Here is a 14,730-nt window from a genome sequence, read left to right as displayed (position 1 = left end):
AGTGGCCCGGCCAGGCTGGAGATTGACGCGCGTAGAAGTCGGCGGACAGTTGTTCGCCGGAGCGGAATCCACCCACGGACGCCTTTCGCGGAGGCATCCTGGGGGTAGCCGCGGGGCTCACGGGGCCGCGCCCTCTACGCGCGTCACACCTGTCCGGCCCGCCCCACACGTCCCCTCGGTCCCACCAGTCCCACCGGTCCGAACCGCTCCCGCCGTCCCAGCACGTCGCACGTTCTTCCACCCTCGTCCCGGCACTCATCACGTTCCCGGAGGGAATCCGTTGCCGAGCAAGTCGTCCGCGCGTCTCGCCGCGCTCACCGTCGCCGCCGTGTGCGCGGCGTCCACGATCGTCCTCACCTCGCCCGCGCACGCGGAGTCCGTACGCATCCACGACATCCAGGGCACCACCCGGATGTCTCCTTACGTCGGACAGCAGGTCACCGATGTGGCCGGAATCGTCACCGGCGTCCGCACCTACGGCTCGTCCCGCGGATTCTGGATCCAGGATCCGGCTCCGGACGCCGATCCGGCCACCAGTGAGGGCGTCTTCGTCCACACGGGCTCGACCCCCCAGGGGGTCGCCGTCGGCGATGCCGTCACGGTCTCCGGCACGGTCACGGAGTACGTCCCCGGCGGCACGTCCTCCGGCAACCAGGCGCTGACGGAGATCACCCGCGCCACGTTCACCGTCGTCTCCGGCGGCAACCCGGTCCCGGCCGCCACCAGGATCGACGCCGGGTCCGTCCCCGCCGCCTACACCCCGGCCGGGGACAGCGCGGCGAACGGCTCGGTCAACGCCCTGCCGCTGCGTCCGGGCCGCTACGCCCTGGACTTCTACGAGTCCCTCGAGGGCATGAACGTCCAGGTCTCCGACACCCGCGTGGTCGGTGCCACCGACCCGTACACCGAGCTCTGGGTCACGGTGAAGCCGTGGGAGAACCGCAACCACCGCGGCGGCACGGTCTACGGCTCCTACGGAGCCCAGAACACCGGGCGTCTGCAGATCCAGTCCCTGGGCCGGGCCGCGGACTTCCCCGACGCCGACGTCGGCGACACCCTCGCCGGCACCACCACGGGGCCGCTGGACTTCAACCAGTACGGCGGCTACACGCTGGTGGCCGGCGAACTCGGCACGCTCGAGAGCGGGAACCTGCGGCGCGAGTCGACCCGCGCGCAGCGCCCCGGCGAACTGGCGGTCGCCACGTACAACGTGGAGAACCTCGACCCGTCCGACGGCACGTTCGCCGCGCACGCCGAGGCGATCGTGGGCAACCTGAGGTCGCCCGACATCGTGTCCCTGGAGGAGATCCAGGACAACAACGGCGCCACCGACGACGGCACGGTCGCCGCCGACCTGACGGTGACGAAGCTGATCGACGCGGTCGAGGCGGCGGGCGGCCCGCGCTACGACTGGCGCGGGATCGACCCGGCCGACAGGACCGACGGCGGCCAGCCGGGCGGCAACATCCGCCAGGTGTTCCTCTTCAACCCGGAGCGGGTCTCCTTCACCGACCGCGCGGGCGGCGACGCCACGACGGCCACCGGCGTCACCGAGGTGCGCGGCAAGGCGGCCCTGACGGTCTCCCCCGGCCGCGTCGCCCCGCGGTCCGAGGCGTTCGAGGACAGCCGCAAGCCCCTGGCCGGCGAGTTCGCCTTCCGCGGCCGCACCGTCGTCGTGGTCGCCAACCACTTCGCCTCCAAGGGCGGCGACCAGGCCCTGACGTCGCAGTACCAGCCGCCGTCGCGCGGTTCGGAGACGCAGCGCCACCTCCAGGCGAAGGAGGTCCACGACTTCACCGCGGAGATCCTCGCCGTCCAGAAGAACGCGGACGTCGTCGTCCTCGGCGACATCAACGACTTCGAGTTCTCCGCGACGACGAGGATCCTCGAGGGCCGGGGCACTCTCTGGTCGGCGGTCAGGTCCCTGCCGAGGAGCGAGCGTTACTCGTACGTCTACCAGGGCAACAGCCAGGTTCTGGACCAGATCCTGATCAGCCCGTCGATCCGCCGCGGCGGGGCGTTCACGTACGACAGCGTGCACATCAACAGCGAGTTCCACGACCAGATCAGCGACCACGACCCGCAGATCCTGCGCTTCCGCCCGTAGGGCGTACATGCCTGCCGCCGTACACCCGTACCGGCCGGGGGCCGCCCGGGCGTTCCCGCCCGGCCGGCCCCCGGCCGTGCCCGCCCGACCCGGTCCGCCGTCAGTGCGCGCCGCGCCGCCGCAGCACCGCCGTCGCCGCCAGTCCGGCCACCGTCCCGCCGGCGACCACCGCCGGCCACGGCTTGCGCGTCCCGGCCAGCCGGACCTGCGAGGCGTTGCTCCGCAGCTGCACGGTCATCGCCCCGGCCCTGTCGCGCAGGTCCTCCACGCGGGCCATCGCGTTCCCCCTGACATCCATCTTCCCGGCCAACTGCTCGACCGTGTCACCGAGTTCGTGTCGCGTCCGCTCGATCTCCCGCCGCAGTTCGTCCGGCCCCTTGGCCCCGCGGGCGGCACCCTGCTCGACCTCGGCCTCGATGTGGGCCCCGGAACCGGAACCCACCGTCTTCGCAGGCGCGTTCACGCCGTTCACGTCCCGCGTCATCGGTGTGCCCTTCCCTTGATCTCCTCCACGTCGGCCTTCACGCTGTCCAGGGCCCGCTCCGGCGTCGCCGGGGTGGCCTTCCGCAACTGCCCCCGACCGACCAGGGCCAGCACGCCGGCGATCACGAACAGCACGGCCGTGACGATCAGCGCCGCCGCCCACACCGGCAGGACGAGAGAGAGAACGGCACCCCCGGTGAAAGCCGCCGCGAGCAGGCCCGCGTAGGCGAAGGCACCCGCGCCGCCCAGCATGCCGCCGCCGATTCCGGCCCGGCGGCCCTTCTCGGCCAGTTCCACCTTGGCCAGGGCCACTTCCTGCCGTACCAGCCGGGAGACCTGCTCGGTGGCCTGTCCGACGAGTTCACCCACGCTGTGCTCGTCATGGCTGTGGCCATCGCGTACGCGTGCGTCACCGCTGTACTCGCGGCTCTGCCGGTCACGGCTGTGTGCGTCGCGGGCCGGACGTTGCTCGATGGTTGCGGTCACGGCGTTCCGCCTCCTCTCGGTCGGGACAGTCCGGGTACCCGGACGGTGCCGCTCTTATCCCGAGCCGCTACCGATTAGCCATGCTTACCAAAAGCAGGTAGCAGACATAAGCAGAGCTGCGCATGGACCACACCGGGACCATCCCCGCGACCGCCCCGTTCCCCTCTTCGCCCCCATCCGCGTCCCCGTCCCCCTTCGGCCGTGCCCTCTGCGCCATGGTCACGCCCTTCACCCCCGCCGGCGCCCCGGACCCGGACGGCGCCGCGCGCCCCCCTCAGTCGAGAGCGTGGGCGAGCATGCCCGGCCCGTACGCCCCTCCCTTCCGGTGGACGATCACGGCGAGCCGGTCGGCCGCGTTGACCAGGGTGACCAGGGCGGCCAGGGCCGCGGTCCGGTCGTCGTCGTCGTCGTGCTTGCGCACCCGGGCCCAGGTCTCGTCGGACACGCCGTGGTGGGCGTCGCCGAGCCGGGTGCCCTCCTCGGCGGGGGCCGGCGCGGCCTGCTCGGCCTCGGTGAACACGGTGGACTCGCGCCAGGCGGTCACCAGGTCGAGCCGGACCGCGCTCTCACCGGCGGCAGCGACCTCCTCGGTGTACAGGTCGGCGCAGTGGCCGCAGCCGTTGATCTGTCTGGCGCGCAGCGACACCAGCTCCTGTGCGGACCGGGGCAGCGGCGACTGCTGGATCAGCAGGCCGGCGCCGGCGAACCGCTCGGCGAACGTGAGGCCGAGTTCGTCGGCGGACAGGTCGAATCGGGCATCCATGGTGTCGTCCTCACTCGTGCTCACCCGTGGTGTCGTACCGGACGAACACGGGATGCCGGCCGCCGGCCTCGTGTGACGGAACCGTGCTGTGACACGAGCCATGACGGGCAGGTGTCACAGGACCGCGGGGGCCGGTGTCCTGTGCGCACGACGTGGTCGCGAGCGAAGGAGCGTCTGGTGAAGAGCGAACGAAGCGAGCCCACGGCCGGGCGCCCCGCGGGCGGCGCCGGACCGGATGCCGCCACCGAGGCGTTCGTCGGCCACCGCAGTCTCCTGTTCACGGTCGCCTACGAGATGCTGGGCTCGGCCGCCGACGCGGAGGACGTGCTGCAGGAGACCTGGCTGCGGTGGGCGGGGGTCGATCTCGGCACGGTGCGGGACCGGCGGGCGTACCTGGTCCGGATCACCACGCGCCAGGCGCTGAACCGGCTGCGTACGCTCGGCCGCCGCAAGGAGTCCTACGTGGGCTCGTGGCTGCCCGAGCCGCTGCTCACCACGCCCGACGTGGCGGAGGACGTGGAACTGGCCGACAGCGTCTCGACGGCGATGATGCTGGTGCTGGAGACGCTCACGCCGACGGAGCGGGCGGTGTTCGTGCTGCGCGAGGTGTTCGCCCTGGAGTACGACGAGATCGCGGAGGCCGTCGACCGGAAACCGGCGGCGGTCCGCCAGATCGCACACCGCGCACGCGCCCACGTGGCGGCCCGCCGGCCGCGCGCACACGTGTCGTCGGCGGACTCCCGGAAGGCGCTCGACGCGTTCCGCCGGGCGGTCGAGACGGGAGACCTCCGGGACCTGCTCGACATCCTGGCACCGGACGTCGTCCTGCTGGGCGACGGCGGCGGTGTCAGGCAGGCCGTCCTGCGGCCCGTCGTCGGGGCCGACAAGGTGGCCCGTCTGCTGGCCGCGGGCCTGGGCAGGATCCCCGACGGTGCGTCGTTCCTGTCGGCCCAGGTCAACGGCCGCCCGGCACTGCTCCTGCGGGTCGACGGCGAACTCGACACCGTCCTGACGGTCCGCGTCGAGGGCGGCCTCGTCACCGGCCTCTACGCCGTACGCAACCCGGAGAAGCTCTCCCACATGCGCCGGGAGACGGCCCTGAGCCGCTGAGGCCGCGCTCCGGGGTCCTCATCAGCCACCGGCCCGGCAGGACGACGGACAGCAGTCCGACGGCCACGGCGACGGCCCGTACGGCAGGGGGCTGCCGTGGTCCCCATGGACGGTCCGCTCTTCGCCGGACAGGGCTCTCACGTGGTCCTGCAGGGCTGTCGCGGCACCGGCGGTCCGGGGGGCGCGTTCGACCTGTGGCGCAACGAGGCCGCCGACGGCCGGGCCACGGTGTCCTGGCTGTGCGGGCAGCCCTGGTTCGACGGGACACCGGGGGCCGCCGGCCCCGGGCTGCGGGCAATGGGCCCTTGCCCTGGATCCGCCGCCGGAGCTGAGGGCAATGGTGGTGCAGGTGGGGCCGCGCGATCCCTACGCCCTGTTCCACACGCACGGTGCGCTACGCCTGGAGAACGTCCTCGCGACAACGGCGCCCCGGAGGCCCGGGGCCCGACGTACCGACGTTCACCGGTCCGCCGCTGACCGGGCCTTTGGACGTCCTCGGGTCCGTCTCAGCGCGGTTGGGTGTCCCGACGGACACCGGTCATGCCGACGTCTTCACCCGTCCGTGCGACGTGGACGCGCAGGGCCGCTCCGTCAACGTCTGTGACGGACCGGCCCGGCTGGGGACGGCCGGGCAGGAGCCGTCCCGGATCACCGTGCGGATCACCGTGCCGATGGGTCCTGCCGCCCACCGCTTCGCCGTCGGTCACCGCATGCGCCGGCGGATCAGCGGAGGCGCCCGCCCCCGCTACGCCCGGAATCCCGGCAACGGGGAGTCGCCGGTGGACGCCACCGCCTGCGCGCCGGTGCACCTCACGCTCCACCCGGTCCCGGCGCTGACGCTTGCGGTGCAGGCCCGCGGTTCCCGGCTCGGCCCTGCGGAGAACGGCTGACGCGCCGGAGCCGGCAGTCCGGCTCGATGTCCGGAGAGGTGATCCTGCCGGACCGGAAAAGCCTCATGCGGTGCTCACGCGCGAGCGCCCTCCCCGGCCGGTCCGGAGGCGGGAAGGGCGCTCGACGTCGGCCGGTGCCGACAGCCGTGGACAGCTCGACGGGAGTGGCGTCGGCCGCCGGGGCCGCCGCACGGCAGGCGGACACCGGTGATCAGTTGTGGCTGTGCAGGACGTCGTTCAGGCCGCCCCAGACCGCGTTGTTCGGGCGGGCCTCGACCGTGCCGGTGATCGAGTTGCGGCGGAAGAGGATGTGGGAGGCGCCGGACAGCGCGCGGGCCTTGACGACCTCGCCGTCGGGCATGGTCACGCGGGTGCCGGCGGTGACGTAGAGACCGGCCTCGACGACGCACTCGTCGCCGAGCGCGATGCCGACGCCCGCCTCGGCGCCGACCAGGCAGCGCTCGCCGATGGCGATGATCACACTGCCGCCGCCGGACAGCGTGCCCATGGTGGAGGCACCGCCGCCGATGTCCGAGCCGTCGCCGACGACGACGCCCGCGGAGATGCGGCCCTCGACCATGGAGGTGCCGAGGGTGCCCGCGTTGAAGTTGACGAAGCCCTCGTGCATGACCGTGGTGCCCGCGGCGAGGTGGGCGCCCAGGCGGACCCGGTCCGCGTCGGCGATGCGGACGCCCTTGGGGACGACGTAGTCCGTCATCCGGGGGAACTTGTCGATGGACGTGACGGCCAGGTGCAGGCCCTCGGCGCGGGCGTTCAGCCGCGCCTTCTCGACGTCGTCGACGGCGACGGGGCCGAGCGAGGTCCAGGCGACGTTCGCGAGGAAGCCGAACATGCCCTCCAGGTTCTGGCCGTGCGGCTTGACCAGACGGTGCGAGAGCAGGTGGAGACGCAGGTAGACGTCGTGCGCGTCGGTCGGCTTCTCGTCGAGCGAGGAGATGACCGTACGGACCGCGACCACTTCGACGCCCCGGCGCGCGTCCGGTCCGATCGCCGCGCTCGCGCCGGCGCCGAGGAGTTCGGCGGCGCGCTCGGCGGAGAGCCGCTCGGTGCCGGACGGGCCGGGCGCGGCGGCGAGTTCGGGGGCGGGGAACCAGGTGTCGAGGACGGTTCCGTCGGCGGTGAGGGTGGCGAGGCCGGCGGCCACCGCGCCGGTGGTGCTCTGAGCAGTCGAGTCGGTCATGAGGGCAACCTAACCGGCGCGGCCCCGGCGATGCGAACCGGTGCCGCGCCGTCTCGGGTGCCGGGCGGGGCCTCCCTGCCGGCGGTCACTGTGCCGGGACGAGGACTTCCGGGGTGTCGGCGTGCAGCACGGGGTGGCTGTGGAGCAGTTCCTCCGGCACGTCGAACCCTCCGACCAGCGTCAGCGCGTGGGGCTCCAGGGCGGCGACGACATGCTCGACGGCGTCGGGCAGCTGCTGCACCTGGTCGGTGGTGAGCCGCCCCTGAGCCAGCAGGTCACCGCTGTGTGCGGCGACGCGGCGCAGGGTGAACAGCCGGTGCAGGTCGGTGAGGACCTGCCGGGCCGCCGCGGTGCCGGCCCGGGTGGCCGCGTCGAGGAGGGCGTCGCCGGCCAGGCGGTGGGCGTGCGCGTCGACGAGCTGGAGGGCGGGGGTGACGGTGGCGTTCCACCGGGCCAGGGGGGAGGGGGGCCGGCCGCCGCGCAGCCGGGTGCGGGCCCGTTCGTGCCATATCCGCTCGATGTCCGTCAGGAGGTCCTGCAGGTGGTGCGGGTCCTCCAGCCCACGCTGCCCCGGGGGGATCTCACTGGCCGGTTTCGGGGCGAAGCCGCCGAGGAGCATTTCGCCTGCGGCCTTGACCCAGATGACCTTGTTGTCGCCTTCGGCGGTGATGGTGCCCTCGTTCGCGGCGAGCTGGCCGGCGATGCCGTTGGCGAGGATCAGGCCCTGGGCGCCGCAGCGTTCGCGGCATTCGGTCATGATGGCGCGGGCCTGCCAGGTGATCCATCCCTTGGTGACGGCGATGAGCCGTTCGCAGTCCTGCAGGTCGTCGTCCGTCGCCTGTGCCCACTGCTGGGTGACGCCGCGTTGCAGGAGGGTGGCGGCGTAGGCGGTGGCGGTGGCCTCCAGCAGCGGGGCGTGGTGGCTGCGGTGCGCGAACAGCGGCACCCTGTGGCCGCTGGTCATGCCGGAGGTGTGGCGGTTGTGGGCGTGGTGGGTGGCGACGGTCAGGGCGTGGCGGGTGGTGCCGAGGCTGTAGCCGCTCATGCAGAGTTTGCCCATGGTGACGCGTCCGATGGAGCGGAGGAAGCGTTTGCGGGGGTTGCCGAGACTGCTGGTGAAGCGACCGTCGGGGGTGAGGCGGCCGTGGTCGCCCTGGAGCAGTGCGGTGTAGGGCAGGTCGACCCGGTCGAAGGTGGTGGCGCAGTGGTCGACCGGGCTGCTGGCCGTCCGGGGCAGGCGGCGTATTTCGATGCCGGGCATCGGTGTGCCCTGGGCGTCGTGCAGCGGGGTCAGGAACAGGAAGACGCCCAGGTCCCGGCCGTCGACGAGGAGGCGGGCGGCGACCACGGCGTCCTTGGGCCCGCCCACGGGGCTGGTGTTGGGCATCCACTTGCAGGCCTCGGGGCGGGGGGTGTGGAGGACGAAGCCGCCGGTGGCCCGGTCGAAGGTGCAGGTGGTTTCCATCTGGGCGGCATCGTTGCCGTGCGTGAGTTCGGTGCACAGAAACGTTCCGACGCGGGCCATCCGCAGATACTCCGTCAGGTCCCGCTGGTCGTGGTCGTGATCGAGGAGGCTGCCGAGGAAGAGGTTGTAGTGGATGCTGGCACAGGTCGCCATGCCGGCGTCGGCGACGCCGGCCCACTCGTGCATCGCGCTCAGCGCGGCGGGGTCGGCCGCGAAGACCGACGGGTGGTCGATGGCGTCGTTGACCAGACGCAGACGCTCGTACGACAGCCGGATGCGTTCTTCGTGACTGAGACCCTCCTGGTAGGAGAACGGTGCAGAGCTGAACAGCCGCTTCCAGGGGTGGTGGAGACTCGCGGCACGGGTACCGAACAGTGCGGTGGCGAGTTCGTCGGACACGTCCTGCTGGCGAGAGAGCTGAGTGTCAATCACAGGGGCACAAGTTACTGCTGTGGTCACATCGTCGCATCATGATCATCGACACGATTGGAAGGGCGCGGGAGGTGGAATCTACCCTTCCTCCGGCACCGCGATACATGGAGACGGAACGGACGTGCGCCGGGTGAAGTGCCGCGCCCCCACCAGGAGATGTTCTCGCCGGCCACGTGTCACCGTAGGCCATGGCACTGACACCGCGGCCGGCCCGGCCCCCGCGTGCGGTGGTCCGGCCTCCTGCGGGGAGAGGGCCCGGGCAGGGCAGCGGACCGACGCCCCCTCACTCCCCGGGCAGGATCCGGCCGAACATCTCCCGCGCGCACTCCTCGTCGTACGGCGTTCCGGTCAGCAGGGTCTGGAGGCTGAGGCCGTCCATCAGGGCGACCAGGGCGCGGGCGGTGACCGGGTCGGTGCGGCGGGACAGCAGACCGGTGACGCCCTCGCACCACTCGGCGGCGACGGGGCGCAGGGCGGGGCGCCGCAGGGCGGCCAGATACAGCTCGTACTCCAGCTCGACGCCGGTGCGATCGCCCGCGAGCCACTCACCGAGCAGACCGGCGAGTTCGGCCGCCAGGTCGGTACCCGGGTCCCCCAGGCCGCCGCGCGAGGCGACGGCCCGGGCGAAGCCCTCGCTCGCCTGGCGCAGCGCGGCCACCAGCAGCTCGTCGAGGGTCTTGAAGTGGTACGTCGTGGAGCCGAGCGGCACGTCGGCCTCGGCGGCGACGCTGCGGTGGCTGAGCCCCGCGATGCCGCTCCTGCCGACGACGCGGATCGCCGCGTCGATGATCCGCCGGCGCCGCTCGGGGTCGTACCGCCGGGCCATCAGTGCGCGCCGCCGAGGTTGAGCACGACCACGCCGACGATGATCAGCGCGATCCCGGTGGCCTTGACGACGGTGAGGCCCTCCCCCATGAACATGACGCCGATCGCGGCGATGGCGGCCGTGCCCACCCCCGCCCAGATGGCGTACGCGGTGCCGATGGAGAGGGTGCGCAGCGTCTGCGCGAGCAGGGTGAAGGAGACCACGTAGCCGAGCAGGGTCAGCAGCGAGGGCCAGAGCCTGCTGAAGCCCTCGCTGTACTTCATGGCGGTGGTGGCGCCCACCTCCGCGGCGATCGCCCCGGCGAGCAGCAGGTATCCCATGTGTACGAGCGTACACAACGGCCCGGCGGCCGGGTGCGGAACGCGTATGCGACATCCCGCGTGCACAGAACGGCGACACCCGTGTCGGGTGTCGCCGTTCTGCGGGAAAACCGGTGCCGGGCAAACGTCTCAGACGTTGAAGCCGAGTGCCCTCAGCTGTTCGCGGCCGTCGTCCGTGATCTTGTCGGGGCCCCACGGCGGCATCCAGACCCAGTTGATGCGCAGCTCGCTGACCAGGCCTTCGGTGGCGGACTTGGCCTGGTCCTCGATGACGTCGGTCAGCGGACAGGCCGCGGACGTCAGGGTCATGTCGACGGTCGCCACATTGGAGTCGTCGACGTGCACGCCGTAGATCAGGCCGAGGTTGACGACGTCGATGCCCAGTTCGGGGTCGACGACGTCCATCAGGGCCTCACGGAGCTCCTCCTCCGAGGCCGGCTTCATCTCCACGGTCTCGCTCATGCCGTTGTCCTTTCGGCGTCGGAGCCCAGGGCCTGGGCTGTCGCGTCCTTCCACGCCATCCAGCTCAGGAGGGCGCACTTGACGCGGGCGGGGTACTTGGACACCCCGGCGAACGCGACCGCGTCCTCCAGGGTCTCCTCCATCGCGTCGTCCGGCTCGATCTTGCCCTTGGACTGCATCAGCTCCAGGAAGGTCTCCTGGATCCGCTGCGCCGTGGCGAGGTCCTTGCCGACCAGCAGGTCGTTCAGCACGGAGGCGGAGGCCTGGCTGATGGAGCAGCCCTGCCCCTCGTAGGAGACGTCGCTGACCGTCGTGCCGTCGTACTTCACCCGCAGCGTGATCTCGTCGCCGCACGTCGGGTTGACGTGGTGCACCTCGGCGTCGCCGTCCCGCAGGCCCCGTCCGTGCGGGTTCTTGTAGTGGTCCAGGATGACTTCCTGGTACATCGAATCAAGCTTCACGCCCAGCCCCTCAGCCGAAGAAGTTCCGTACGTGCTCCAGGCCGTCGACCAGTGCGTCGATCTCGGCCGGTGTGGAGTACAGGTAGAACGACGCTCGCGTGGTCGCGGGAATTCCGTACCGCAGGCAGACCGGCCGCGCGCAGTGGTGGCCGACCCGGACCGCGATGCCCTGCTCGTCGAGGACCTGGCCCACGTCGTGCGGGTGGATGTCACCCAGCGCGAACGAGATCGCGGCGCCGCGGTCCTCGGCCGTGTCGGGGCCGATGATGCGCAGGTCCGGTACCTCGGCCAGCCGCTTGACGGCGTACTCGGTGAGCGCGTGCTCGTGGGCGAGGATCTTGTCCATGCCGATGGCCGACAGGTAGTCGATCGCTGCACCGAGACCGACCGCCTGGGCGATCGGCGGGGTGCCCGCCTCGAACTTGTGCGGCGCCGGCGCGTAGGTCGACGAGCTCATCGACACGGTCTCGATCATCTCGCCGCCGCCGAGGAACGGCGGCAGGTCCTCGAGCAGCTCCTGGCGGCCCCACAGGACGCCTATGCCGGTCGGGCCGCACATCTTGTGGCCGGTGAAGGCCACGAAGTCGGCCTGGAGGGCCTGTACGTCCACCGGCATGTGCGGGGCGGCCTGGGAGGCGTCGATGCACACCAGGGCGCCGACCTCCTGGGCGCGGCGCACGATCGCCTCGACCGGGTTGACCGTGCCCAGGATGTTGGAGACCAGCACGAAGGAGACGATCTTCGTCTTCTCGGTGATGACCTCGTCGATGTTGGACAGGTCGAGGCGGCCGTCGTCGGTGAGGCCGAACCACTTCAGCTTGGCGCCGGTGCGCTGCGCGAGCAGCTGCCACGGCACGATGTTGGAGTGGTGCTCCATCTCCGTGATGACGATCTCGGTCTCGTGGTCCACCCGGTAGGGCTCGTCGGCCCAGCCGAGCATGTTCGCCACGAGGTTGAGCGACTCCGAGGCGTTCTTCGTGAAGATCACCTCGTCGCGCGAGGGCGCGTTGACGAACTCCGCGACCTTGTCGCGCGCACCCTCGTACAGCGCCGTGGCCTCCTCGGCGAGCACATGCACACCGCGGTGGACGTTGGCGTTGTAGCGCTCGTAGTACTCGCTGAGCGCGTCCAGCACCTGGCGCGGCTTCTGGCTGGTCGCCGCGTTGTCCAGGTAGACGAGCTTCCGGCCGTCGTGGACCTGGCGGTCCAGGATGGGGAAGTCCTTGCGGATCGCCTCGCCAAGGAGCCTGGGCTCGGTGAGGAGGCCCGGCAGCTGTGTCACTCGGATGCGCCACCCTTCACGTATGCCTCGTAGCCCTCGTTCTCCAGCTTGTCGGCGAGCTCGGCGCCGCCGGACTCGGCGATCCGCCCCTCGGCGAACACGTGGACGTGGTCGGGCTTGATGTAGCGCAGGATGCGCGTGTAGTGCGTGATCAGCAGGGTGCCGACCTCGCCGGACTCGCGGACGCGGTTGACACCCTCGGAGACGATGCGCAGCGCGTCGACGTCCAGGCCGGAGTCGGTCTCGTCGAGGACCGCGATCTTCGGCTTGAGGAGCTCCAGCTGGAGGATCTCGTGGCGCTTCTTCTCACCGCCGGAGAAGCCCTCGTTGACGTTGCGCTCGGCGAAGGCGGGGTCCATGTGGAGGCGCTCCATGGTCTCCTTGACCTCCTTCACCCAGGTGCGCAGCTTGGGGGCCTCGCCGCGGATGGCGGTGGCGGAGGTGCGCAGGAAGTTGGAGACGGAGACGCCGGGGACCTCGACCGGGTACTGCATGGCGAGGAACAGGCCGGCGCGGGCGCGCTCGTCGACGGACATCTCCAGGACGTCCTCGCCGTCAAGGGTGACGCTGCCGCCGGAGACGGTGTACTTGGGGTGACCGGCCAGGGCGTAGGCGAGGGTCGACTTGCCGGAGCCGTTGGGGCCCATGATGGCGTGCGTCTCGCCCTGCTTCACGGTGAGGTCGACGCCCTTGAGGATTTCCTTCGTGGCGTTGTCGGCCTCGACGGTGACGTGCAGGTCTCGGATTTCAAGCGTTGCCATGGGTGCCTCAGGACTCCTGGGTGAGGGAGACGAGCACGTCGTCCCCTTCGATCTTTACGGGGTATACGGGGACGGGGCGCGTGGCCGGAAGACTGTCGGGCTTGCCCGAGCGCAGGTCGAAGCGCGAGCCGTGCAGCCAGCACTCGATGTGGCAGTCGTCGACCTCGCCCTCCGAGAGGGAGACGTTCGCGTGCGAACAGATGTCGTTGATCGCGAACACCTCGCCCCCGGTGTGTACGAGGGAGACCGGCGTGCCGTCGAGTTCCACCCGCTTCGGGGTGTCCTCCTCCAGCTCGCTCAGCCCGCAGGCACGTTGGAAGGTCATGCGACCGACGCCTCCAGCTCCTCCTCGATCTTGGCGATCAGACGCTCCTCGATGTCCGGGACGCCGATCTGCTGGACGAGTTCGGCGAAGAAGCCGCGGACGACCAGACGGCGGGCGTCCTGCTCGGCGATGCCGCGGGCCATCAGGTAGAAGAGCTGCTCGTCGTCGAAGCGGCCGGTCGCGGAGGCGTGGCCGGCGCCGACGATCTCGCCGGTCTCGATCTCCAGGTTGGGCACGGAGTCGACACGGGCGCCGTCGGTGAGGACGAGGTTGCGGTTCATCTCGTAGGTGTCGGTGCCCTCGGCCCGGGCCTCGATGAGCACGTCGCCGATCCACACGGCGTGCGCGTCGTCGCCCTGCAGCGCGCCCTTGTAGACGACGTTGGACTTGCAGTGCGGGACGTTGTGGTCGACCAGGAGGCGGTGCTCCTGGTGCTGGCCGGCGTCGGTGAAGTACAGGCCGAACAGCTCGGCCTCGCCGCCGGTGCCGGCGTAGGCGACCCGCGGGTGCAGCCGGACCAGGTCGCCGCCGAAGGTGACGACGACGGACTTGAAGGAGGCGTCGCGGCCGACGAGGGCGTTGTGCTGGGCGACGTGCACGGCCTTGTCGTCCCAGTCCTGGACGGAGACGACGGTGAGCTTGGCACCGTCGCCGAGGACGAACTCGACGTTGGCGGCGAACACCGCGTCACCGGTGTGGTCGATGACGACGACCGCCTCGGCGAAGGCGCCGAGCTCGATCACCTGGTGGCCGTAGGCGGTGCCACCGTCGCCGTGCACCGCGATGCGGATCGGCTCGGTGAGCACGGTCTCCTTCGGCACGGTCACGACCGAGGCCTGCTCGAAGGCGCTGTACGCCTGCGCGGCGACGCGGTCCACCGGCTTGCCCGCCCGGCCGAGCCGCGCGTCCTCACGGCCGACGGCCTCGACGCGGACGCCCTCGGGCGCCTCGACGACGGTCTTGACGCCCGCGGTGGCGACGGCGGTGCCGTCGTGCAGGCCGCGCAGACGCTCCAGCGGGGTGAAGCGCCATTCCTCCTCACGGCCGTGCGGGACCGGGAAGGACGCCACGTCGAAGGACGGGGGCGCGCTCATACGGGTGGCGACGGTCGACTCCGCGGCCACCGCGATCGAGCCGGCGGTGGTGGAGCCCACCGGTAGGGGTCCCCCCGCCGCAGCGAAGCCGGAGGTGGGGGAATTCTGAGCCTCAGCCATGGCTGTCGTAGTGCTCTCTTTCTGAGTAAGGCGTGTGCTGTCCGACGGGGCGGGCCGAGCCGGGCCCCCCCCCCGCGGGCCCGGGGGGGGGGCCCCCCGGGGGGGGGGGGGGGGGGGGCCGCCCCCCCCCCCCCCCCGCCGC

At 71.5% G+C, this 14,730-nt stretch carries 15 protein-coding genes and 2 pseudogenes; 4 read left to right on the top strand and 13 right to left on the bottom strand.

Going from position 1 to position 14,730, the window contains the following annotated elements:
• Positions 1-280 precede the first annotated feature (280 nt).
• Positions 281-2,107, top strand: coding sequence for an endonuclease/exonuclease/phosphatase family protein (locus ORI94_RS03650; RefSeq protein ID WP_266072302.1), 1,827 nt, complete (start codon positions 281-283; stop codon positions 2,105-2,107).
• 100 nt (positions 2,108-2,207) lie between these two features.
• Here ORI94_RS03650 and ORI94_RS03645 read toward each other — a convergent pair whose 3' ends face one another.
• Both ORI94_RS03645 and ORI94_RS03640 read right to left on the bottom strand, forming a co-directional pair.
• A complete protein-coding gene (locus ORI94_RS03645; protein ID WP_416237765.1) occupies positions 2,208-2,591 on the bottom strand; it encodes a DUF3618 domain-containing protein in 384 nt (127 codons plus the stop codon).
• On the bottom strand, positions 2,588-3,076 hold the full coding sequence (locus ORI94_RS03640) for a phage holin family protein (RefSeq protein WP_416237764.1): 489 nt from the start codon (positions 3,074-3,076) through the stop codon (positions 2,588-2,590). The genes ORI94_RS03645 and ORI94_RS03640 overlap by 4 nt, the downstream gene beginning before the upstream one ends.
• Positions 3,077-3,198: 122 nt before the next feature.
• Between ORI94_RS03640 and ORI94_RS03635 the strand changes: the two are divergent.
• Positions 3,199-3,345 (top strand): annotated as a pseudogene (locus ORI94_RS03635) (4-hydroxy-tetrahydrodipicolinate synthase); the annotation flags it as partial.
• Between the two features lie 5 nt (positions 3,346-3,350).
• Here the strand turns inward: ORI94_RS03635 and ORI94_RS03630 are convergent.
• The gene (locus ORI94_RS03630; RefSeq protein WP_266072556.1) at positions 3,351-3,839 is read right to left on the bottom strand and encodes a carboxymuconolactone decarboxylase family protein; all 489 of its coding nucleotides are present in this window, start codon (positions 3,837-3,839) and stop codon (positions 3,351-3,353) included.
• Positions 3,840-4,016: 177 nt separating this feature from the next.
• Between ORI94_RS03630 and ORI94_RS03625 the strand changes: the two genes are divergently transcribed.
• Both ORI94_RS03625 and ORI94_RS03620 read left to right on the top strand, forming a co-directional pair.
• Positions 4,017-4,949 (top strand): RNA polymerase sigma-70 factor, encoded by a 933-nt coding sequence (locus ORI94_RS03625; RefSeq protein ID WP_266072300.1) that lies wholly within the window; start codon positions 4,017-4,019, stop codon positions 4,947-4,949.
• A gap of 76 nt (positions 4,950-5,025) precedes the next feature.
• Positions 5,026-5,839: pseudogene (locus tag ORI94_RS03620) on the top strand (CocE/NonD family hydrolase); the annotation flags it as partial.
• Positions 5,840-6,050: 211 nt separating this feature from the next.
• Here the strand turns inward: ORI94_RS03620 and dapD are convergent.
• The 10 genes from dapD to sufD all read right to left on the bottom strand — a co-directional run bounded on the left by dapD (position 6,051) and on the right by sufD (position 14,588).
• Complete coding sequence (gene dapD, locus ORI94_RS03615) at positions 6,051-7,040, bottom strand: 2,3,4,5-tetrahydropyridine-2,6-dicarboxylate N-succinyltransferase (protein ID WP_042166287.1); 990 nt, start codon at positions 7,038-7,040, stop codon at positions 6,051-6,053.
• A gap of 85 nt (positions 7,041-7,125) precedes the next feature.
• Positions 7,126-8,937, bottom strand: a complete 1,812-nt coding sequence (locus tag ORI94_RS03610) for an acyl-CoA dehydrogenase (protein WP_416237763.1) — start codon at positions 8,935-8,937, stop codon at positions 7,126-7,128.
• Between the two features lie 283 nt (positions 8,938-9,220).
• Complete coding sequence (locus ORI94_RS03605) at positions 9,221-9,763, bottom strand: TetR/AcrR family transcriptional regulator (RefSeq protein WP_266072297.1); 543 nt, start codon at positions 9,761-9,763, stop codon at positions 9,221-9,223.
• Positions 9,763-10,083 (bottom strand): DMT family transporter, encoded by a 321-nt coding sequence (locus ORI94_RS03600; protein ID WP_266072295.1) that lies wholly within the window; start codon positions 10,081-10,083, stop codon positions 9,763-9,765. Before ORI94_RS03600 ends, ORI94_RS03605 begins: the two co-directional genes overlap by 1 nt.
• 129 nt (positions 10,084-10,212) lie before the next feature.
• Positions 10,213-10,545 (bottom strand): metal-sulfur cluster assembly factor, encoded by a 333-nt coding sequence (locus tag ORI94_RS03595; protein WP_266072292.1) that lies wholly within the window; start codon positions 10,543-10,545, stop codon positions 10,213-10,215.
• The gene (gene sufU, locus ORI94_RS03590) at positions 10,542-11,006 is read right to left on the bottom strand and encodes a Fe-S cluster assembly sulfur transfer protein SufU (RefSeq protein WP_042166278.1); all 465 of its coding nucleotides are present in this window, start codon (positions 11,004-11,006) and stop codon (positions 10,542-10,544) included. Before sufU ends, ORI94_RS03595 begins: the two co-directional genes overlap by 4 nt.
• A gap of 10 nt (positions 11,007-11,016) precedes the next feature.
• Positions 11,017-12,288, bottom strand: a complete 1,272-nt coding sequence (locus tag ORI94_RS03585; protein ID WP_266072290.1) for a cysteine desulfurase — start codon at positions 12,286-12,288, stop codon at positions 11,017-11,019.
• Positions 12,285-13,049: a Fe-S cluster assembly ATPase SufC gene (sufC, locus tag ORI94_RS03580; RefSeq protein WP_266072288.1), complete on the bottom strand. Its 765-nt coding sequence runs from the start codon at positions 13,047-13,049 to the stop codon at positions 12,285-12,287. Before sufC ends, ORI94_RS03585 begins: the two co-directional genes overlap by 4 nt.
• Positions 13,050-13,056: 7 nt before the next feature.
• On the bottom strand, positions 13,057-13,374 hold the full coding sequence (locus ORI94_RS03575) for a non-heme iron oxygenase ferredoxin subunit (protein WP_042166271.1): 318 nt from the start codon (positions 13,372-13,374) through the stop codon (positions 13,057-13,059).
• On the bottom strand, positions 13,371-14,588 hold the full coding sequence (gene sufD / locus ORI94_RS03570; protein WP_266072285.1) for a Fe-S cluster assembly protein SufD: 1,218 nt from the start codon (positions 14,586-14,588) through the stop codon (positions 13,371-13,373). The genes ORI94_RS03575 and sufD overlap by 4 nt, the downstream gene beginning before the upstream one ends.
• Positions 14,589-14,730 lie beyond the last annotated feature (142 nt).

Source organism: Streptomyces sp. NEAU-W12, from assembly GCF_026242095.1.
Taxonomy (GTDB): domain Bacteria; phylum Actinomycetota; class Actinomycetes; order Streptomycetales; family Streptomycetaceae; genus Streptomyces.
Note: the sequence above shows the minus strand (reverse complement) of the source record. Positions and strands in the feature narration are given on the sequence as shown.

What these genes read in the sequence shown, in the direction of transcription:
- ORI94_RS03645 (WP_416237765.1), bottom strand. Translation starts at nt 2,591, where the DNA reads ATGACGCGGGACGTGAACGGCGTGAACGCGCCTGCGAAGACGGTGGGT.
- ORI94_RS03630 (WP_266072556.1), bottom strand. Translation starts at nt 3,839, where the DNA reads ATGGATGCCCGATTCGACCTGTCCGCCGACGAACTCGGCCTCACGTTC.
- dapD (WP_042166287.1), bottom strand. Translation starts at nt 7,040, where the DNA reads ATGACCGACTCGACTGCTCAGAGCACCACCGGCGCGGTGGCCGCCGGC.
- ORI94_RS03605 (WP_266072297.1), bottom strand. Translation starts at nt 9,763, where the DNA reads ATGGCCCGGCGGTACGACCCCGAGCGGCGCCGGCGGATCATCGACGCG.
- ORI94_RS03600 (WP_266072295.1), bottom strand. Translation starts at nt 10,083, where the DNA reads ATGGGATACCTGCTGCTCGCCGGGGCGATCGCCGCGGAGGTGGGCGCC.
- ORI94_RS03595 (WP_266072292.1), bottom strand. Translation starts at nt 10,545, where the DNA reads ATGAGCGAGACCGTGGAGATGAAGCCGGCCTCGGAGGAGGAGCTCCGT.
- sufC (WP_266072288.1), bottom strand. Translation starts at nt 13,049, where the DNA reads ATGGCAACGCTTGAAATCCGAGACCTGCACGTCACCGTCGAGGCCGAC.
- ORI94_RS03575 (WP_042166271.1), bottom strand. Translation starts at nt 13,374, where the DNA reads ATGACCTTCCAACGTGCCTGCGGGCTGAGCGAGCTGGAGGAGGACACC.
- sufD (WP_266072285.1), bottom strand. Translation starts at nt 14,588, where the DNA reads ATGGCTGAGGCTCAGAATTCCCCCACCTCCGGCTTCGCTGCGGCGGGG.